The organism is Streptomyces canus, from assembly GCF_001514145.1.
GTDB classification, from domain to species: domain Bacteria; phylum Actinomycetota; class Actinomycetes; order Streptomycetales; family Streptomycetaceae; genus Streptomyces; species Streptomyces canus.
This window is the reverse complement of the sequence record NZ_KQ948656.1, coordinates 743,983-763,842: the sequence shown is the minus strand read 5'-3', so window position 1 is coordinate 763,842 and position 19,860 is coordinate 743,983. Positions and strand designations below refer to the sequence as shown.

The window sequence follows — 19,860 nt, the reverse complement described above, 5'->3', positions numbered from 1 at the left end:
CGACGTGGTCCGTCGACGTGGTCAGTCGACGTTCAGGTGGTACACGTTGAACGCCCGCCGGATCACCGGCTGGGCCACATTGCGCACCCGCACCCCGCCGGCCGTCATCCCGTGCTCCGTGCCGGCGTGGGCGTGTCCGTGCACGCTCAGGTCGGCTCCGGCGGTGTCGATCGCCTCGGCGAGCAGATAGGTGCCGAGGAACGGATAGATCTCCGGCGGCTCACCGGCGAGGGTGTCGGCGACGGGGGAGAAGTGGGTGAGCGCGACCCGGGTCGCGCAGCCCTGCCGGTCCAGTTCCTCCAGCGCGGTGCGCAGTCCGTCCGCGCAGCGCCGTGAGTACCGTACGAACTCCTTCATCAGCGGTTCGCCGAACTCCCCGGCGCTGCGCCCCACGAACCCGCCGCCGAACCCCTTCGTCCCGGCGACCCCCACGCGTGTGTCGCCGCACTCGACGACCGTCCCCTCGCCCTCCAGCACCCGCACACCGGCGTCCTCCAGGAGTGCGGCGACCTTCTCGGGCTGCTCGTCGTGGTGGTCGTGGTTGCCGAGGACCGCCACGACGGGCACCGCGAGACCGCGCACCTCCTGGGCCACCACCCGGGCCTCCTCCGGCGTGCCGTGGCGGGTGAGGTCGCCGGCCAGCAGGAGCAGGTCGGCGCACTCGGGCAGGGTGTCGAAGGCGGGGCGCAGCAGGCCCTGGCTCTCGGGTCCCATGTGGATGTCCCCCACGGCGGCGACGCGGATCACGGCAGCTCCTCCGCATGATCGGGCGTGGCGTTCTCCGCCACCACCACATCGGTGTGCACGGCGAGGCCGTCGAGCTCCTCGCGGACGGTCCGCAGCACGGTCTCCCGGCACTGCGCGGAGGGCACCGTTCCGGTGACCACGACCGCCCCGGCCCGCACCTCGGCGCGGACTCCCAGCTCGCCGAGCTCCTCGGCGGCCAGCCGGTCACGCAGGTGGGCCACGCGGTACTCGACGTTCTCCTCGGAGTGTTGATCCAGAGGCTCGCTCATGACCGTCCCTCCCTCGTGCTCGGCTCGATGACCTCCAGGCGTTCCAGGAAGTAGAAGAACGCGTCCGGCATCGGCGCGTCCCCGCAGTCCCTGCGTACGGCCTCCCAGTCGACCTTCTCCCGAAGTGCGCGCGCGATCGGCAGGACCGCTCCGAAGTCGCAGTGGTGCTCGGAGAAGGCGGACAGCAGGCTGTGCAGCAGGTCGGTCGGGGACAGCACCGGCATGAACACCGAGTCCACGGAGAGTTCGTCGGCCCGCGACAGCAGTTCCGTGGTGACCGGCTGGTGCGCGAGCTCGAAGATCAGGTCGACCTGCTGGCCCATGCAGTCGGCCTTCAGCAGCCAGTCCTCCGGCGGCGTCCGGACTTCCAGGCCCGCCCCACGGAGGGTCTCGGCCACGGACTGCGCGTCCTCGGGGAGGATCGCGAAATCGACGTCGTGCTGGAGGTTCTGGGCGCCGCCATGGGCGTACACGGCGACGCTGCCCGCGAGCGCGAACGGGTGCCCTTCCCGTTTCAGGATCGCGCCGACCTGCTTGGCCGCCTCCAGGATCGCCTGGTTGCGGTCGACCGGCAGCGTCGAGGCGAGCGCGTCGGCGCTCTCCGTCGCCAGTCGCAGTCCGGCGACGCCCCGGTGGCGGTCGACGTCGTCGTCGGCGTGCTGCGTCATCAGTGCCCCCTTCCAGACCGGCCCGCACCCGAGGGGCCGTGACGGCGACCCTCGAGTACCCGGGGCGTCGCCTTCGACACGGGGTCGGCATGCGGCCGGTGGATGCGTCGGCCTACGGTTTCCAGATGCGACAGGGCCGCTTGGCCGGCGAGTCCCGACTCCGGTTACTGGCGGGTCACATGGGTCTGTAAGATCCACTTCGACCAATGCAAGCCCTATCTGGGGGAAACAACTCATGACCAAGCGCATTTCCGCCCTGGCCGTCTCCGCGGCCATCGTCGGAGGCTTCTTCATCACCTCGATGCCCGCTCACGCCGCCACGTCGGCCGACCGGGGCGAGGTATCCGTCACGGCCGCCGTCACCTGCGACACGAGCCAGCTGCGCCAGCAGATCGCCAACCTCAAGACCAAGGCCGCGAAGCTGAAGCAGCTGGGGGAGACCGCGGCGGCCAAGAAGGCGCTCAGCGACGCGGCCGCCCTCCAGAAGAGGCTCGACGCGTGCATCAAGGCTGACGACGACGCGAGCAAGCCGTTCCCCGGATAAGTTTCCGGTTTCCAGGTGTGGCGCTGCCCGCCCCGTTCCAGGGATGGGCAGCGCCACACGCTTGCCCGGCCGCTGACGCCGTTACGCGCGACTGCGTCACCTCAGGAGCGGCATTTCGTCGGTTCCCCGGCTGGAGGGGGGCGGCTTTCGGGGTTGGGCGGGTCGGCCTCCGGGCGGTGGAAGTGTCGGTCTTCGGGCGGGGGCGCGTCGGGCTCCCGTCAGGGGCAGGTTGGGTTCCGGCTGTGGGTGCGTCAGCTTTCCGGCCGGGGGAGGGCCGGCCTTCGGCCCGTGGAAGTTTCGGGCTCCCGTCAGGGGCAGGTCGGCTCCGGCTGTGGGTGCGTCGGCCTTCCGGCCGGGGGCGGGTCGGTCTTCGGCGGGGCAACGCGTCGGGCTCCCGCCAGGGGGCACGTCAGCCTTCGGCCGGGGATGCGTCGACTCCGGCCGGGCGGTGCCGCAGGCTCCGGCCGGGCGAACTCGGTCGAGCGAGTCCTTGGGAAGTCAGTCGAGCAGCCCACGGGACCGCAAGAGCGGCAGGACCTGATCCCGTACGGCGGGGGCCAGTGTCAGGTCGGGCTCCCGGCCGGTGATCCAGCGCATCGCGGACAGTTCGGCGGCGGGGCGGGGCAGGTCGGTGATCGTGGTGGCGTAGACCGTCATCGACATCGGGATCCGCTCCAGCGCCGCGAGCGCCCGGACCTCCTGGAGGGGGCTGAAGGCCACGGGGACGACACCGAGTTCCTCCCACAGTTCGCGCAGGAGTGCCGTCTCCAGGTCCTCGCCCGGATCGGGCTTGCCGCCCGGCAGGTAGAAGACATCGGGTGCCGCGGTCTTGCTGACGACGAGAAGGCGTCCGGATCGGATGATCACGGCGGCGGCCACGACGAGGGAGCCGCCGTCGGACTCGGTGACGTGCTCGCTCATTCCGCGGGCCAGCCGTCCCGCCCCGCCAGATGCAATACCAGCGCGGCGATGTTCCAGGCGTCGTCCTCGCCGCGATGATGTCGTCCTTCGAGCGGCAGCCCGGCAAGGCCGAGGGCCTGTGCCATCCCGGGGCGCTTGCGCAGGCCGTGTACCTCGGTGAAGACCGCCTTGGCGTTGGTGTGGCGGCTCCCGAAGGGATACGGCGTCCTCGTGGCCCCGCACTGCCGGGTGAACTGGTGACGGTCGTAGTCGCCCCAACTCGCCCACGGCCGCGCGCCGGAGGCGTGTTCGGCGGCCAGCAGCCGGCACGCCTCCCCGAACGGCAGCCCCCCGTCGACCTCGTCCTGGGTGAGCCCGGTCAACTCCGTGCAGAAGCCGCTGACTACGGACCGGGCGGGCCGCACCAGGATCCGGTGCCGCTCCACCCGCTCGGCTGTCGACAGGTCCACGACGGTCAGCCCGATCTCGATGATCTCGCTGACCGCGCCCGGGGGAGGGGAGCCGGGCCAGCATGTGGCTTCGACGTCGACGACGTTCAGGAGGCGCCGGCAGCTCGCGCTGTTCATGACGAGAACCGTAGGGGCGCAGTTGTGTACGAGTCACCTCGTTTTCCCTGCACAGAGGTTCGGGAGGGGATGGTGGAACCCGGTGCTCCGTATGAGAGTGCTGTGAATTTCCGAGACGCTTGAACACGGGGGGCCCGCCGTCCGTATGGGGCGAGGGATTTGCATGCCCGGAGAGCCGATACGCGCAGGAGTACTTCCGTGGGACGCAGCAATCGCAGACGACCGACCGGCGCACGACGTGCGACCTTCGCCGCAGTGGCCCTGATGCTGGGGGGTGGTGGCCTGGTCGCGGCGAATGTGTACGCCTCCGCCACGGAGAGCGGCACGCCGCAGCAGACGTCGTGGGGAGCCGTCACGATCGACTGCCCGGACGTCGGGGACACGCTCACCAGCGTGCCCGACGAGTCGAGGGCAGACGTCGACAAGGAACTCGCCCAGCTGGACCAGCAGATAGCCGAGGCCTACCAGCAACTCCAGGACCCGTCGGTGCAGAACCGCGAGGACGCGCAGAGTCGTATCGTCGACCCGCTCCAGGAGAACCGCGCCGCCACGATCCAGCGCATCAGCGCCGCGCTCGAAGGCACGGGAGAGCAGCCGGACGGCCTCGGCGACATGGCCGGCTGCACCCTGCGAGAGACCGACAACGAGAACGGCGACGGTCAGGACCAGCAGCAGGGCGACGGTCAGGATCAGGGAGACCAGCAGGGCGACGGCCAGAACCAGGACGGTCAGCAGGGCGACGACCAGCAGGGCGACGGCCAGGACCAGGGCGGTCAGCAGGGCAACGGCGGGCAGGCGGGCAACGGCCCCGTCGCCGCGGACTACGCCGACATCAACAGCGCTCCATCCGCCGGTCAGGCGCCGCAGGCTCAGGGCGACGCCTCCCGTGGAACCTTCGTCACCAGCTGCGGTGTGAACGCGAACGGCCTGTTCAACTCCGACAACGTCATCGTCGCCCCGGGTGTCTCCAACGGCGCCCACCACTTCCACGACTACATCGGCAACCAGTCCAACACCGCCTTCGCGAGCGACCAGGACCTGGCGAACGCCGAGACGAGCTGTGTCGACCAGGGCGACAAGTCCACGTACTACTGGCCCGTGATCCGGCTCCAGAACGGAACACAGGAACAGGACGCCAACTCGCCCGGCGGCGGCGTCGAGGGCAACGCCGGCGAGATCGTCACCCCCAAGGAAGTGACGCTGACGTTCGTGGGCAACCCCCGCAGCAAGGTCACCGCGATGCCGCGTCTGTTGCGTATCATCACCGGTGACGCCAAGGCGTTCGTCAACGGCACCGCCAACGCCAACGCGTCCTGGAGCTGCACCGGGTTCGAGGACCGGCAGCTGAAGGACAAGTACCCGCTGTGCCCGCAGGGCAGCGACGTGGTGCGCACCTTCAAGTTCCAGAGCTGCTGGGACGGCCGCAACATCGACAGCGCCAACCACCGCACCCACGTGGCGTTCGCCCAGAACGACGGCACCTGCCCGGACGGCTTCGAGGCCATCCCGCAGCTGGTCCAGCGGATCGTCTACGACGTCGACGCGCCGAGCCTGAACGACGGCGGCCGCACGACTCCGCTGTTCGCGGTCGACTCCTTCCCGGAGCAGCTGCACAAGCCCGTCACCGACCACGGCGACTTCATCAACGTCTTCGACGAGGACCTGATGAACGAGATGGTCGGCTGCATCAACGACGGCCGTGAGTGCGGTGCGGGCACAGGCCAGGACGACCCGGGCAACGGCGACAACGGCAACGGCGACAACGGTGGCGACAACGGCAACGGCTCCACCCCGGACCCCGGCGCCAGTCAGGACCCCGGTAACGGGAACGGAAACGACAACGGCTCCGAGGACAACCCCGGAAACGACGACGAGCCGCAGCAACAGCCCACGCCGACCACCGAAGCCCCCGCAGGCGACCAGACGACCGCTCCCGCAGCCGACCAGCCGAAGACGTACAGCTCACCCACCGCCCACAGCACCACCGCGCCTTCGCCCGAGACCGCGAACGGCACCGGCAACGGCCAGGCGACCCAGCCCGCCGCCCAGGACGACACCGCGACCGACGATCCCGGGACCGGCACCACCGGAGCCGTCGCCCAGCCCCCGCTCGCCGCGCAGCCCGAGCCTCAGGGCAGTCAGAGCAGTCTCGCCGAGACCGGCACCCAGCTGTGGCCGGCCGCACTGGGCGCGATCCTCCTGATCTCCGGTTTCGTTCTCCTACGACGCACCAGCCGCCGCTCGATGTGACACCGGCCGGCACGCACGACTGGCAGGGGGTGGCCGTCCGCCGCACAGCTCCACCGGCGGACGGCCACCCCCTGCTCGGCGCTCGGCTGGGAAACGGGGCCTGGCACCTCTGAAATCGACGTGAGCCCATTCCCGGTCCGGGAAACCGAATCCGACCGCACCCCCGGCGGCCGCCCCGGGAGATGCCGTTGTACCCGCAAACTAAGCTGAACAAGGGCGTCCGCTGATCCCGAAGGGGCGAATTCACGGCACCACTGGGTGCCCTGGCCACTGGTCCGTATGCAGCAGCACGGGAAGCACGAGACCGGGGCTGCCGTGAGGCTTGACGGGCCATGCCGTCCCACCCCCGGGAGCCTCCATGCCTCCACGCCGATCCCGCCTGCGAGCGGCGTCCGCCCTCGCGGTCTGCCTGGCCGCGCTGTCCCCGGCGATGGGCTGCACCGCCGCCGACGCCTCGGGCAACCAGACGCTTCAGCGTCAGCTCGACGACTTCGTGCGCCGCCCCGGCGGCCCGCCCGGAGCCATCGTCGTCCTGCGGACCGAGAAGGGGACCCGAATCGTGCGCGCCGGAGTCGCCGACACCCGCACGCGCCGCTCGCCCCGGCCCGACGACCACATGCGCATCGCGAGCACGGCCAAGGCCTTCAGCGGGGCGGTCGCCCTCACCCTGGTCGACCGCCGCACCCTGCGCCTGGACGACACCCTTCGCAAGCGCCTGCCCCAACTCCCCGCCGCCTGGGGATCAGTGACGCTTCGTCAACTCCTGAACCACACCAGCGGCCTGCCGGACTACTCCCGGAGCGCCGGGTTCCTCGACGAACTACGGGCCGACCCGCGCCACCACTTCGACTCCCGGCACCTGCTCGACTACATCGCCGACCAGCCCCTGCTCTTCAAGCCGGGCACGCAGTACCGCTACTCGAACTCGGACAACATCGCCGTAGCACTCATGGCGGAGGCGGCGACCCATACACCGTACGAAGAACTCCTGCGTCAACGCGTCTACGGGCCGCTGAGCCTGCACTCCACCAGCCTCCCGCAGGGGTACCGGATGCCGAAGCCCTATCTGCACGGCTATGACGTGAGCCCGTCGGCGTCCCCGCAGGACGTCAGCGAGGTCATCGGCATGTCGGGCGTCTGGGCCTCCGGAGGCATCGTCTCCACGCCGAACGACATGACCCGCTTCATCCGGGGTTACGCGGGCGGACGGCTCTACGGCGGGAAGGTCGTCGAGCAGCAGCGGCAGTGGGTCAAGGGCGCGTCCGAGCCCGCCGGGCCGGGCCGCAACTCCGCGGGTCTTGCCGTCTTCCGCTACGAGACGCGATGCGGTGTCGTCCTGGGCCACACCGGCAACACGCTCGGTTATACCCAGTTGATCGCGGGCAGCCCCGACGGCCGTCGTTCACTGACGTTCTCGGTCACCGCCCAGATCACCCAGTCCGCCGACGCCGAAGGGCTGCGGAAAATGCGCGCACTTCAGGAGAATTTCATCTGCGAATTGTTGCGCGGAAAAAACCAATAACGTCTCCTGAGGCCGCAGGGTTTCAACTCACCACGATTTCCCAGGTGTCGACGGCGTAATGGACCGACATTCCGTTGCGTGCGTACAACTCGGGGGCGCCGGTGGCGTTTTCGGTGTCCACGCCGAGGCCCACGGTGTCCCGCCCCCGGGCCGCGAACGCCGCGAACGCCTGACGCAGCAGCAGTCCGCCGAGGCCCCGGCCGCGGGCCTCTCGGACGACGCCCAGGCTGCGGATCCACCCCATGGCCTCGCGGTCGTCGCGGGCGATCAGGAAGCCGACGTCCCCGAGGTCCTCGGTGGAGACGAGCCACACCAGGGACCAGTCGAGCCGGTCGGCGTGGATGTCGTGCAGCCACCGTTCGTAATCGCGCGGCTGGAAGTCGAAGTGCTCGGCGAACGTGGCCTGGTAGAGGGCGTGGGTCTGCTTCCGGTCCGCCTCGTCGGCGCAGGCCCGCACCCGCACGCCCGCGGGCGGCTCGGGCACCAGGTCCCCGCTCCCGCGCAGCGCCCGCTCCAGTACGTGATAGCGCCGTACCACTGACCAGCCTCGCGCCCGTATCAGCGCGAGGTCGGTCGTGGGCGCCGAGTTGAGGTGCAGATGGAGCACGGCCTTCGAGGCGCCGTTCGCCCGGGCCTTCTCCAGTGCCCTGGTCTCGATCGCCTCCAGGAGGAGTACGCCGGCCTGCTGGTGGTCGGGCAGCACATAGTGGTCGGCGCTGATGCGCTCGCCCTTCGAGTCGTCCCACACCAGGGCGTACGCCACCAGTCGGGCTCCGTCGAAGGCCAGCCAGGAGTCGCGGTCGAGGTCGGTCTCGGGCTGCCCCAGATCGGACTCCACCGTGTGCAGATCGGTCTCGGGCCGACCGACCTCGATCCGGTCGATCTCGTTGAGCAACTCGGTGACGGCCGGCGCGTCGGTGGGCGCGGCAGCGCGCAGGAGATAGGGCATGAGGCAAGGGTCCGGGGCGGGCTCGGCGGCCGCAAACGAGTTTTCACCGAGGGGCCGGAGAGTGTTCTCGAAGCCTTGGTAGGGTGCGCGTGTTGATCATGAACGGAACGGTGGGCAGGGTGAGGGCGGGCGGCGGCGACTGCTGACGGTGGCCGATGAGGCCTTTGCGGGATCTTTGTGGAGAGTCGTCAAGTGTGGCACCTGATACGCCTGTTGACACTGTGACGGCTGATAAGATCATTACACTTTTCAGTAGGCTGATGACGCGTCATACGCGCGTACGGGGACAGCCAAAACGGCCCCATCGTGAAGGAGTGACGGTTGGTCCGCCGGTAAGGTCCGCGCCGCACGGTGGCGGGCATTCCCGGGGCCCATGCATGGTCAGTCTCCCGACGCGAGGCGACTTGAAGAGAGTCTCATGACGTCATTGTTCGAAGATCCACTCCTGTGGATCCTGCTCGTGGTACTCATCGCTGCGATTTTCGCAGTGATGCGCGCACGGAGAACCAACATCCAGCTCCGCGCGAACAACAACAAACTGCACGGCGACGTGGCGAGTGTGCGAGGTCAGCTCGCCGAGCTCCAGACGACCTACTCGTCGGTGAGCGCGCGGCACGCCGCGGATCTGGAAGAGGTGCGCAAGGACGCCGAGTCGGCGACGAAGGCGACCCTGAAGTCGGCCGTCGGCACCCTGGCGACTCTCGCCGAGGAGCAACTGGCCCTGCTCGACGGCCTCCAGCAGAAGTACGGCGACGACCACGCGGTCCTCGGCGACCTGATGCTGGTCGACCACACCGGCAGCCAGTTCAGCCGCCGTACCAAGGGCATCTCGGTGCTCTGCGGAGGCTGGCTCGGCCGGCGCGACCGGGACGCCTCGGTGTACGACGTCGCCCGCAGCGCCCAGGGGCGGATCCGCGACTTCGAGCGGGTCAAGGTCCACTCGCAGGCCAACGTCGCGATCACCAGCCGCGCGGTCGAACCGGTCGCCATGGTCCTGGCCGAACTGCTCGACAACGCCACCAAGTACAGCGCCCCCGGCACCCCCGTCGAGATCAACATCCAGGCCGTCCCGACCGGGATATGCCTGATCGTCGACGATGCCGGTCTCGGTATGGACCAGGAGACCAAGGCCCGCGCCGCGTCCCTGCTGACCACCGGCGGATCCGTGGACATCACGAGCCTCGGCGACCCGCCCAAGTTCGGCTTCGCCCTCTCCGGGAAGCTCGCCGCCCACTACGGGTTCCACGTCTCCGTCGACGCGGTCTCCCCCTACGGCGGTGTGCGTGCCGTGATCCGGGTGCCCGAGAACCTTCTGACGGCGGACGTGCCCGCACCCGCACCCGTCGAACTCGACGAGCACGAGGGCGAGCCCGCGGCGGCCAAGCCGACCCCCGTCGCCTCCCTCGTCGTCGGACAGACCGCCGGAGGCCTCCCCAAGCGCCGCCGGCGGCGCAACGGCTCCGTCTCCGTGGTGGCCTCGCCCGGCGCGGACGTTCCCGACCTGGACGCGGCCGGCGAAGAGACCGCCTCGCGGCTCAAGGCATTCGCTCGCGGAACCCTGCTCGGGCGGGACTCGGACAACACGGAAGGACCTCAGAACCAGTGAATCCCGATCTGTCGTGGGTGCTGAACGACGTGCTCGAGGTGCGCGGAGCCCGCCACGCCATCCTCGTCTCGGCGGACGGCCTGCTGATGCAGCGGTCCGACGGCATCGTCCGTGACGACGCGGAACGCAACGCCGCCGCGATGAGCTCCCTGCAGTCCCTGTGCCGCAGCGTCGCCCCCTTCGTCGGCGGCGGCAAGGGCCTCTGGAAGCAGACACTGATCGAGTTCGACGGCGGATGGATCTTCCTCATCGCCGGGGGCAGTGGCTCCTACCTCGCCGTCTCCACCGCTCTGGACGTCGACATGGAGGCCATGTCGATCCGGATGCAGAAGACGGTGGGCGCGCTGACCAAGGCGATGAGCGCCATTCCGCGCCAGAACACCGGCGTAGACGCATGACCTGGCCCGGCGAGGACGCTCCGGTAACCAGCGACTTCGTCCGCTCCTACGTCATCACCGGCGGTCGTCGTCTCCCCTCCGACGACGACCTGGCCCTGCACACGCTGGTGTGCCTGGCCCCCGACCGGACCCTGCCGCTCGGGGCCGGACCCGAGGTACGGGCGATCTGGGAGCTCTGTTCGGGCGGCTACCTGTCGGTCGCCGAAGTCGCCGGTCATCTGGGACTGCCGGTCGGCGTGGCCCGACTGCTGCTGTCCGATTTATTCGAACAGGGGCACCTCCTGCGTCGCGCTGAACCGGCCCCCGCCCAGCACGTTCCCCGAGCGATACTCGAGAAGGTTCTGCATGGACTCGAAACCCTCAACATCGGCTGACCCCGGGGCGAACGGCTCCATCTACGTGTCCGCCGACGTGACCACCGCCGCGAAGATCCTGGTGGTCGGACACTTCGCCGTGGGCAAGACGACCTTCATCGGGTCTCTGTCGGAGATCACTCCTCTGCGTACCGAGGAGAAGATGACCCAGGCGTCCATGCACGTCGACGACCTGCGCGGGGCGCCGGAGAAGGCGACCACCACCGTGGCGCTGGACTTCGGCCGGCTGACCCTGAGCGACGAGCTGGTGCTGTACCTGTTCGGCACCCCCGGACAGCAGCGCTTCATGCAGCTGTGGGAGGACATGGCCCGCGGTGCGCTCGGCGCCCTGCTCCTGGTCGACCCCTCACGTCTGGAGGAGACCTTCCCGGTCATCGACCTGATCGACGAGTACGGCCTCGAGTACGCGATCGCCGTCAACACCTTCTCGCAGACCAGCCACTTCGAGGAGGACGAGATCCGCGAAGCCCTCGACCTGCTTCCGGACACTCCCGTCATCTACTGCGACGCCCGCGACCAGCGCTCCTCCGCCCGCGCCCTGATCGCCCTCGTGCGTCACCTCCTCGACCGCGCCGCCTGAACCACCACCCCCCGCCCGGGCCACATGGTCCGGGCCACCAAAGGACACAGACATGGACGTTCACGACACGGCCGCCACCGGTGCGGCCAGATGCCCCATGTACGACGGCTCCTTCGCGGCAGACCCGCAGAAGGTCTACGACTACCTCCGGGCGCACGGACCCGCGGGCCCGGTGGAACTGGCCCCCGGAGTCGACGCCACCCTGGTCGTCGGACACGAGACGGCCCTGCGGGTGCTCCAGAACCCCGCCCTGTTCGCGCGCGACGGCCGCCGCTGGACCGCCCTCAACGACGGCCGGGTTCCCCTCGACAGCCCCGTCCTGCCGATGATGGCCTACCGGCCCAACTGCCTGTTCACCGACGGCGCCCAGCACCTCAGGCTGCGCAAGGCGGTCACCGAGAGCCTCGACCGGCTCAACGTCACCCGCATCCGCCGCGACGTCGAACCGATCGCCGCCTACCTCATCGACCAGTTCAGCGAGCGGGGCCGGGCGGACCTGATCAACGACTACGCCAAGCTGCTGCCGCTGCTGATGATCAACAAGCTCTTCGGCTGCCCCGCCGCCATCGGCGACCGCGTCACGAGCGCGATGGCCGACATGTTCGACGGCAAGGACGCGCTGCGCGCCAGCGACGAACTCACCGCCTGCTTCATGGAGCTGGTCTCCCTCAAGCGCCGCGAGCCCGGCGACGACATCACCTCCTGGCTGGTCCAGCACCCCGCCGGCCTCAGCGACGAGGAGCTCAAGGACCAGCTGGTGATGCTGGTCGGCGCCGGAGTGGAGCCTGAGCGCAACCTCATCGCCAACTCCCTCCTGCTGCTCCTCGACCGGGAGGGCGACAACGGGCCGAGCATGCAGATCGAGGACGCCCTCGACCACGTCCTGCTCAACAACCCGCCGATCGCCAACTACGCGACGCACTTCCCGGTGCAGGACGTCGACCTCGGTGGAGTGGTGGTTCAGGCGAACTCCCCCCTGGTCATCAGCTTCGCCGGTGCCAACAGCGACCCGGCGCTCACCTCGTCGGGCCAGGCCCACAGCCGCGGCGCCCACCTCGCCTGGGGCGCGGGCCCGCATGCCTGCCCGGCCAAGAGCCCGGCCCAGGTCATCGCGGTCACCGCCATCGAGGTGATCCTCAACGCCCTGCCCGACCTGGTGCTGAGCGTCCCGGCCCAGAAGCTGGAGTGGCGTCCCGGACCGTTCCACCGCGCCCTGGCCACCCTCCCCGTCCAGTTCAGCCCCACCCCGGCCACTCGGATGGCATCGGCGTACGGGTCCGCCACCGCGCCCCGCCCGGCCGCCGTCCAGCAGCCCGCCCCCGCGGCCCGCGTCCCCGCGCCCGCGGCGCAGAAGCCGGTCAAGAAGGGCTTCTGGAGCAGTTTCCTCGAGATCTTCCGTGTGTGACGGCTTAGCACCGCCCGGCAGGTGCCGGAGCGAGGACTGACGGTTTCACCAGTCCACGCTCCGGCACCTGTGTCCGTTCGGGCGACAGATCGGCTCCCACGCGGCCCAAAGGCCCTCCTTCGGGCAGAATTGCGGCGCATGGAGTACTACGACCTCGGCTCCCACGGCCGATCCGTCACCACCGACTCCGCCGAGGCCCAACTCTGGTTCGACCGTGGCCTGGTGTGGACGTACGCCTTCCACCACGAGGAGGCCGTGGCCTGCTTCGAGAAGGCGGCCGCCGCGGACCCCGACTGCGCGATGGCCCACTGGGGCATCGCCTACGCCCTGGGCCCGAACTACAACAAGCCCTGGGAGTTCTTCGACGACCGGGACCTGGCCCGGACCGTCCGACGCACCCATACGGCCGTCGAGTCGGCGCACGAGAAGGCGGCCGCCCGGGCCACCGAGGTGGAGCGGGCCCTGATCGGTGCCCTCCGTGCCCGCTACCCGCAGGCGGAGCCCGCCGAGGACTGCGCGGTGTGGAACGCGCCGTACGCCGACACCATGCGCGCCGTCCACGAACTCGCCCCGGACGACGTGGACGTGACCGCCCTGTACGCGGACGCGCTGATGAACCTCACGCCCTGGCAACTGTGGGACCTGCGCACCGGCGAGCCCGCTGACGGAGCGCGCACCCGCGAGGCACGGGCGGTCCTGGAGCGCGCCCTCACCGGCGCCACCGGGCGCACCCACCCGGGCATCCTGCACCTGTACATCCATCTGATGGAGATGTCGCCCACTCCCGAACTGGCCCTGTCCGTCGCGGACCGGCTGCGCGGCCTGGTGCCGGACGCCGGGCATCTGCTGCACATGCCCTCGCACCTGGAGGTGCTGTGCGGTGACTACCGGCGGGTGGTGGCCGACAACAGCGCCGCGATCGCCGCCGACGAGAAGGTCCGCGCCCGGGCCGGAGCGATGAACTTCTACACGCTCTACCGCTCGCACAACTACCACTTCAAGATCTACGGGGCGATGTTCCTGGGCCAGTCGGAGACCGCCCTGGAGACCGCCGCGCAGCTGGAGGCGTCGATCCCGGAGGACCTTCTGCGGGTCGAGAGCCCGCCCATGGCCGACTGGCTCGAGGGCTTCCTCGCGATGCGCGTCCACGTCCTGATCCGCTTCGGCCGCTGGACCGACATCCTGGACCTCCCGCTGCCCGCCGACCCGCGGCTGTACTGCGTGACCACGGCGATGCTCCACTACGCCCGTGGTGTCGCCTTGTCCGCCCTCGGCCGCATCACCGAGGCGGAGAGCGAACGCGCCCTGTTCCATGAGGCGGTCGCCGAGGTCCCCGAGACCCGCATGGTGTTCAACAACACGTGCGCCGACATCCTGGCCATCGCCTCGGCGATGCTCGACGGCGAACTGGCCTACCGCAAGGGCGAGTTCGACACCGCCTTCGCGGCCCTCGAGCGATCGGTCGAGCTGGACGACAACCTCCCCTACGACGAGCCGTGGGGCTGGATGCAGCCCACCCGCCACGCCTATGGCGCCCTCCTGCTCGAACAGGGACACCTCGCCGAGGCCGAGGCCGTCTACCGCGCCGACCTCGGTCTCGACGACACCCTCCCGCGGCCTCTCCAGCACCCGGGCAACGTGTGGGCGCTGCACGGGCTCCACGAGTGCCTGGTCCGCGGGAAGAAGGAAGGGGAGGCGCGGATCGTCGCCCAGCACCTGCGGATCGCCGCCGCGCTGGCCGACGTACCGGTCGAGGCGTCCTGCTTCTGCCGTCTGGAAACCGGTTCGGCCCAGACGTCGGGCTGCTGCGGATAGGCTGCGATGAACTGCGCGTCGGAGCTGGGGAGTTGTATGCGGAACACGGGTGAACTCATCGCGGACACCTACGCTCTCGGCGCGGGGGACTGGACGATGACGCCCGTCGCCCGCGGTGCCCTGGGACAGATCTGGAAGCTGTCCGGGAACGGCACCGCCTGGGCGGTGAAGGAGCTGCTCTTCGAGAAGGACGAGCCGGACGTCGGCGCCGAGTCCGCACTGCGCGACGCGGCGGAGACGCTGGGCATCTCCGCGCCCCGTCTCCTGCCCGACCGCACCGGCGCCCATGCCGTACGGCTCCCTGAGGGTTCCTACGTGAAGCTGTACGACTGGGTCGACGGCACCGCGGCCGACCCGTCGGACCCGGCGACCCTGAGCTGGTGCGGCCGTACGCTCGCCATCCTGCACAAGGCGGGAGAGGGCACGAGCGGAACACCGAGCGGCTGGTACGAACGGTGCAACCCGGAGTCCGACTGGGCCGAACTGCTCGGGAAGGTGGAGCGGGCCGGCCTGCCCTGGGCGGGGGAGCTGGGCCGGTTCGTGGCCACGACAGCCGTTGAGCTGGCGCGGCATGTCTCGCCGTCGTCCCCCGGAGACGTGGTGACCTCCCATCTCGACATGCGGCCGCAGAACGTCCTGGTCGGCCCCGACGGACCTGTCCTGCTCGACTGGGACAACGCCGGGCCCGTCTCGGCGGAGCGTGAACTGGCCCGTGCCGTCCACGTGTGGTCGGGTGGCAACCGCTTCGACGCAGATGCGGCACGGCGCCTGGTGCGCGCCTACCGGGACGCCGGGGGCCGCGCGGTGATCAAGAACCTGGACGCGTTCTCGATGCTCTTCGCGACCGACCTCAACTACGTGTACGTACAGGCCGATTGCGCGGTCGATCCGGCGAGGCCCGCCGAGCAGCGTGCGTTCGGCAGCCGCGAGGCCGTGGCCAAGCTGCGCGGCCTGCCCGATCTGAGCGCCATCTCCCGGCTGGTGGAGGCGCTGGAGGCCGAGTGGTGACGTACCGGCACTGTCGCCCGCGGGCACCGCTCGGCACGTCGGACTAATGTCCTCGGCATGAGCGAAAACTCCGCGCGGTCCGTCACCGTCGAGCGCACCAGTACCGGCCACTTCGTCGCCACCAACACCCGTGGCGGCACCATCAGCTTCGGCACCGGTTCCGACAGCGAGTTCACCCCGGTCGAACTGCTCCTCGCCGCGCTCGGCGGCTGCACGGCGGTGGACGTCGACCTCGCCACGAGCCGTCATGCCGAGCCGACCTCGTTCTCCGTCGAGGTGAGCGGCAACAAGATCAACGACGAGCTCGGCAACCGGCTGACCGACCTCGCGGTCACCTTCACTGTCACCTTCCCCGACGGCGAGGGCGCGGACCGGGCCCGCACCATCCTGCCCCGCGCGGTGAAGACCTCCCACGACCGCCTGTGCACGGTCAGCCGTACGGTCGAGATCGGCACGCCCGTCACGGCGACGATCGAGGACGCCTGACCTCTGCGTAGCCTGTCCCCGTGTCCGCCTCCCGCCTTCGCCGCGTCGCCGTACTCGTCCTCGAAGGCGCCAAGCCACTCGACGTCGGCATCCCCGCGCAGGTGTTCACCACCCGCGCGAGCATGCCGTACGAGGTGCGGCTGTGCGGTGCGGCCCCGGGGCTGGTGAGCGGTGGGGACGGGCTGTCGTACCACGTCGCCCACGGTCTGGAGGCGCTCGCCTGGGCGGACCTCGTCTTCATCCCCGGCTACCGGTTCCCGGACCGTGAGGATCCGCCGCCGGCCGTCGTCGAGGCGCTGGTCGCCGCCCACGGCCGGGGCACGCGGCTGGCCGCCATCTCGACCGGCGCCTTCGCGCTGGCCGCGACCGGCCTGCTCGACGGCAGACGCGCCACGACCCACTGGCACTACGCGAGGGCGCTCGCGGCGAAACATCCGCACGTCCGGGTCGACGAGAACGTGCTGTTCGTCGACGAGGGCAGCGTGCTGACGTCGGCCGGCGCCGCCTCCGGCATCGACCTGTGTCTGCACATCCTGCGCGGCGACCTCGGCGTGGCCGCGTCCAACCACGCGGCCCGGCGCCTGGTCGCGGCCCCCTACCGCAGTGGCGGCCAGGCGCAGTACGTGCCGCGCAGCGTGCCCGAGCCGCTCGGTGAGCGCTTCGCCGCCACCCGGGAATGGGCCCTGCACCGACTCGACGAACCCCTCACCCTCGACCTCCTGGCGCGCCAGGCCGCGGTCTCGCCGCGCACCTTCTCACGGCGCTTCGTCGAGGAGACCGGATACACGCCGATGCAGTGGGTCATGCGCGCCCGCATCGACATGGCCCGCGAGCTGCTGGAGCGTTCGGAGCGGAGTGTCGAGCAGATCGCGACCGACGTCGGGCTCGGCACCGGGGCGAACCTGCGCCTGCACTTCCAGCGGATCCTGGGGACGACGCCGAGCGAGTACCGGCGCACCTTCACGCGGGGCGAGTAGCCGTGTGAGCTGAGCGGCGGTCCGGCCGGGCCGGGCTGCCGAACCAGCGGGAGAGTTGGTCGTCCAGGTCCTGCTGATCGTCGCCGATCCAGGCGACGTGACCATCGGGGCGCAGCAGGACGCAGGGCACATCCAGGGCCGCGGTGGGGTCCGCGAGGTGGTCGACCCGGTCCGCCCAGCCGCCGACGGTCAGGCGTTCGGTGCGGTCCAGCAGCAGGCCGCGGCCTCGATGCAGCAGACCGTAGAGGCGGCCGTGTTTCACGTCGAGGTCGGGGAGGCGGCGGCCGAGCAGGTCGGGACCTTCGCCGAAGTCGTAGCGGATGGCGATCGCGGTGATCTTCTCGATGAGATACCGGTTCACCTCGTCGAAGTCCATCAGTTCGGTGAGCAGCCTGCGCACGGCCTGCGGGCCCGGTTCGGTGGAGTGCAGTTCCATCTGGGCGCGGGTGTTGTCCAGCACGTCCTCGGCGACCGGGCGGCGTTCGGCCTGGTAGGTGTCCAGCAGTGTTCCCGGCGCCCAGCCGCGGATCTGCGCGGCCAGTTTCCAGCCGAGGTTGAAGGCGTCCTGAAGGCCCAGGTTGAGACCTTGCCCGCCGGTGGGCGGATGGATGTGCGCCGAGTCGCCGGCCAGCAGCACCCGTCCGACCCGATAGCGTTCGGCCAGCCGGGTGGCATCCCCGAAGCGGGACAACCAGCGCGGGGAGTGCACGCCGAAATCGGTTCCGGCGATGGCGCGCAGCTGCTGTTTGAAATCCTCCAGGGTCGGCGGCTCCGCGCGGTCGCCGGCTCCTGCGGCGGGGACTACGACGCTGTATGCGCCTTCGCCGAAGGGCCGGAGCCAGAAGCGCTTGTTCGTCCTGCCGATCTCGCTCACCTTGGCGGCGATCTCCTCCGGCGGTACACCCGCTTCCATCTCGCCCATGAGCGTCTCGGTCCGCGAGGGCTCACCGGGGAAACCGACGCCGAGCAGTTTGCGCACCGTGCTGCGCGCGCCGTCACAGCCGACGAGATAGCGCGAACGCAGCTGTTCGCCGTCGGCCAGCTCGACGGTCACTCCCTCGTCGTCCTGTTCGAAACCGGTCACCGCGCCACCGCGCCGGACCTGCGCACCCAAGTGGGTCGCATGCTCTTCGAGCAGACGCTCGATCGCCGGCTGCGGGATGCCCAGCAGATAGGCGTGCGCGGAATCCAGGCCCTTGGGCACGGGCTTGTCGATGGCGGCGAAGAATCCGCGGGCCGGACGCTTTCTTCCGTGTTCGAGCATGCGGTCCAGCAGTCCGCGCATGGCCATCAGCTCAAGACTGCGCATGTGCAGACCGACGATGCGGACGAACGACACAGGCTCGGTTTCCTTCTCCAGGACGAGAACCCGCACATCGTGCAGCCGGAGTTCGGCGGCCAGCATCGCGCCGGTCGGCCCGCACCCGGAAATGATCACGTCGAACATGAGGGGGTTGCCTTTCGGGAGTGCCTTGTTGTGGAGGCGCTCCCGGCGACACCTACGTCAGTCGCCCGACCGTGACGGCAAGGGGGAGCACCCACATCGATACAGCGTTCACGGGTCTCACCTCCTGGGGCGGTGTCGCGGTCGACTGCAAGCTACAAGCCCGGGGACTGCTCCGTCCAACCCTTTCCGGAGAGTGTGTGGCGCGATCCTTTTGAACCATGGCGATCCCGCCACTGTCAGCGGTCGATGCCGCGCGCGAACCTGGTGGGCATAGGGAAGGGACACCATTCATGACTCGCATCGCCATCAACGGATTCGGCCGCATCGGACGCAATGTGCTGCGCGCGCTCCTCGAACGCGACAGCGCCCTGGAGGTCGTCGCCGTCAACGACCTCACCGAGCCCGCCACCCTCGCGAGGCTGCTCGCCTACGACAGCACGGCCGGCCGTCTCGGCCGTCCGGTGACCGTCGACGGGAACACCCTGGTCGTCGACGGCCGTCGCATCACCGTGCTCGCCGAGCGTGAACCGGCGCAGCTGCCGTGGGCCGAACTCGGCGTCGACATCGTGCTGGAGGCCACCGGACGGTTCACCTCGGCCAAGGCCGCCCGCGCCCACCTCGACGCGGGCGCGAAGAAGGTACTCGTCAGCGCACCCTCGGACGGTGCCGACGTCACCCTGGCGTACGGGGTCAACACCGACGCCTACGACCCGGACGTGCACACGATCGTCTCCAATGCCTCGTGCACGACCAACGCGCTCGCACCGCTCGCCTCGGTGCTCGACGAGCTCGCCGGCATCGAGCACGGCTTCATGACGACCGTGCACGCTTACACGCAGGAGCAGAACCTCCAGGACGGCCCGCACCGCGACGCCCGTCGCGCCCGCGCCGCCGGTGTCAACATCGTGCCCACGACGACCGGCGCCGCCAAGGCGATCGGCCTGGTGCTGCCGAACCTGGACGGCAAGTTGTCCGGTGACTCGATCCGCGTCCCGGTCCCCGTCGGCTCCCTCGTCGAGCTGAACACGACCGTCGCGCGTGACGTGACCCGCGAAGACGTACTGGCGGCCTACCGTTCCGCCGCCGAGGGCCCCCTCGCGGGCGTCCTCGAGTACTCGGAGGACCCGCTCGTGTCCTCGGACATCACGGGCAATCCCGCCTCGTCGATCTTCGATTCGGCCCTGACCCGCGTGGAGGGCCGCCACGTGAAGGTCGTCGCCTGGTACGACAACGAGTGGGGCTTCTCGAACCGTGTGATCGACACGCTGGAGCTCCTGGCCAACGGCTGACCGGCTCCCGGACGCGTACAGGCGCGCGTGACCGTCTTG

20 protein-coding genes are annotated in these 19,860 nt (G+C 70.0%); 13 read left to right on the top strand and 7 right to left on the bottom strand.

What is annotated here, in order from left to right; translation table 11 throughout:
- Positions 1-21 precede the first annotated feature (21 nt).
- The 3 genes from AQJ46_RS03360 to AQJ46_RS03350 are packed head-to-tail and all read right to left on the bottom strand — an operon-like array spanning position 22 to position 1,684.
- A complete protein-coding gene (locus AQJ46_RS03360; protein WP_059204109.1) occupies positions 22-747 on the bottom strand; it encodes a metallophosphoesterase family protein in 726 nt (241 codons plus the stop codon).
- Positions 744-1,016, bottom strand: coding sequence for a BON domain-containing protein (locus tag AQJ46_RS03355; protein WP_059204108.1), 273 nt, complete (start codon positions 1,014-1,016; stop codon positions 744-746). The genes AQJ46_RS03360 and AQJ46_RS03355 overlap by 4 nt, the downstream gene beginning before the upstream one ends.
- Complete coding sequence (locus AQJ46_RS03350; protein ID WP_059204107.1) at positions 1,013-1,684, bottom strand: nucleotidyltransferase family protein; 672 nt, start codon at positions 1,682-1,684, stop codon at positions 1,013-1,015. Before AQJ46_RS03350 ends, AQJ46_RS03355 begins: the two co-directional genes overlap by 4 nt.
- A 235-nt stretch (positions 1,685-1,919) precedes the next feature.
- Here AQJ46_RS03350 and AQJ46_RS03345 point away from each other — a divergent pair, with 235 nt between their 5' ends.
- The gene (locus AQJ46_RS03345; protein WP_059204106.1) at positions 1,920-2,228 is read left to right on the top strand and encodes a hypothetical protein; all 309 of its coding nucleotides are present in this window, start codon (positions 1,920-1,922) and stop codon (positions 2,226-2,228) included.
- 498 nt (positions 2,229-2,726) lie between these two features.
- On the opposite strand, the gene AQJ46_RS03340 is transcribed toward AQJ46_RS03345, so the two are convergent.
- Complete coding sequence (locus tag AQJ46_RS03340; RefSeq protein WP_059204105.1) at positions 2,727-3,149, bottom strand: NUDIX hydrolase; 423 nt, start codon at positions 3,147-3,149, stop codon at positions 2,727-2,729.
- Complete coding sequence (locus AQJ46_RS03335) at positions 3,146-3,715, bottom strand: 3'-5' exonuclease (RefSeq protein WP_059204104.1); 570 nt, start codon at positions 3,713-3,715, stop codon at positions 3,146-3,148. Before AQJ46_RS03335 ends, AQJ46_RS03340 begins: the two co-directional genes overlap by 4 nt.
- 264 nt (positions 3,716-3,979) lie before the next feature.
- Between AQJ46_RS03335 and AQJ46_RS03330 the strand changes: the two genes are divergently transcribed.
- Positions 3,980-5,965: a DUF1996 domain-containing protein gene (locus tag AQJ46_RS03330; RefSeq protein ID WP_059204412.1), complete on the top strand. Its 1,986-nt coding sequence runs from the start codon at positions 3,980-3,982 to the stop codon at positions 5,963-5,965.
- Positions 5,966-6,323: 358 nt separating this feature from the next.
- Complete coding sequence (locus AQJ46_RS03325; RefSeq protein ID WP_059204103.1) at positions 6,324-7,487, top strand: serine hydrolase domain-containing protein; 1,164 nt, start codon at positions 6,324-6,326, stop codon at positions 7,485-7,487.
- 22 nt (positions 7,488-7,509) lie between these two features.
- Here AQJ46_RS03325 and AQJ46_RS03320 read toward each other — a convergent pair whose 3' ends face one another.
- Positions 7,510-8,436: a GNAT family N-acetyltransferase gene (locus AQJ46_RS03320; protein WP_059204102.1), complete on the bottom strand. Its 927-nt coding sequence runs from the start codon at positions 8,434-8,436 to the stop codon at positions 7,510-7,512.
- A gap of 418 nt (positions 8,437-8,854) precedes the next feature.
- Here AQJ46_RS03320 and AQJ46_RS03315 point away from each other — a divergent pair, with 418 nt between their 5' ends.
- The 9 genes from AQJ46_RS03315 to AQJ46_RS03275 all read left to right on the top strand — a co-directional run bounded on the left by AQJ46_RS03315 (position 8,855) and on the right by AQJ46_RS03275 (position 17,085).
- On the top strand, positions 8,855-10,042 hold the full coding sequence (locus tag AQJ46_RS03315; protein WP_057613124.1) for an ATP-binding protein: 1,188 nt from the start codon (positions 8,855-8,857) through the stop codon (positions 10,040-10,042).
- Positions 10,039-10,440: a roadblock/LC7 domain-containing protein gene (locus tag AQJ46_RS03310; protein ID WP_057613125.1), complete on the top strand. Its 402-nt coding sequence runs from the start codon at positions 10,039-10,041 to the stop codon at positions 10,438-10,440. Before AQJ46_RS03315 ends, AQJ46_RS03310 begins: the two co-directional genes overlap by 4 nt.
- Positions 10,437-10,814, top strand: a complete 378-nt coding sequence (locus AQJ46_RS03305) for a DUF742 domain-containing protein (protein ID WP_007386762.1) — start codon at positions 10,437-10,439, stop codon at positions 10,812-10,814. Before AQJ46_RS03310 ends, AQJ46_RS03305 begins: the two co-directional genes overlap by 4 nt.
- Entirely contained in the window at positions 10,786-11,394 is a 609-nt protein-coding gene (locus AQJ46_RS03300; RefSeq protein WP_007386763.1) for a GTP-binding protein, read from the top strand. The genes AQJ46_RS03305 and AQJ46_RS03300 overlap by 29 nt, the downstream gene beginning before the upstream one ends.
- Before the next feature lie 52 nt (positions 11,395-11,446).
- Positions 11,447-12,799 carry a cytochrome P450 gene (locus AQJ46_RS03295; RefSeq protein ID WP_225887225.1) on the top strand — a complete coding sequence of 451 codons (1,353 nt, stop codon included), beginning with the start codon at positions 11,447-11,449 and terminating at the stop codon, positions 12,797-12,799.
- Between the two features lie 138 nt (positions 12,800-12,937).
- Positions 12,938-14,614 carry a hypothetical protein gene (locus AQJ46_RS03290; RefSeq protein WP_059204101.1) on the top strand — a complete coding sequence of 559 codons (1,677 nt, stop codon included), beginning with the start codon at positions 12,938-12,940 and terminating at the stop codon, positions 14,612-14,614.
- A 36-nt stretch (positions 14,615-14,650) separates the two neighbouring features.
- The gene (locus tag AQJ46_RS03285; protein WP_059204100.1) at positions 14,651-15,622 is read left to right on the top strand and encodes a phosphotransferase enzyme family protein; all 972 of its coding nucleotides are present in this window, start codon (positions 14,651-14,653) and stop codon (positions 15,620-15,622) included.
- 57 nt (positions 15,623-15,679) lie between these two features.
- A complete protein-coding gene (locus tag AQJ46_RS03280) occupies positions 15,680-16,108 on the top strand; it encodes an OsmC family protein (RefSeq protein WP_059204099.1) in 429 nt (142 codons plus the stop codon).
- Between the two features lie 20 nt (positions 16,109-16,128).
- Positions 16,129-17,085 carry a GlxA family transcriptional regulator gene (locus tag AQJ46_RS03275; protein ID WP_059204098.1) on the top strand — a complete coding sequence of 319 codons (957 nt, stop codon included), beginning with the start codon at positions 16,129-16,131 and terminating at the stop codon, positions 17,083-17,085.
- Here AQJ46_RS03275 and rox read toward each other — a convergent pair.
- Positions 17,069-18,532 (bottom strand): rifampin monooxygenase, encoded by a 1,464-nt coding sequence (gene rox, locus AQJ46_RS03270; protein ID WP_059204097.1) that lies wholly within the window; start codon positions 18,530-18,532, stop codon positions 17,069-17,071. The two genes, AQJ46_RS03275 and rox, sit on opposite strands and share 17 nt — an antisense overlap.
- Positions 18,533-18,822: 290 nt before the next feature.
- On the opposite strand from rox, the gene gap reads away from it, so the two are divergent.
- Positions 18,823-19,821 (top strand): type I glyceraldehyde-3-phosphate dehydrogenase, encoded by a 999-nt coding sequence (gap, locus tag AQJ46_RS03265; RefSeq protein ID WP_059204096.1) that lies wholly within the window; start codon positions 18,823-18,825, stop codon positions 19,819-19,821.
- Positions 19,822-19,860: the final 39 nt, after the last annotated feature.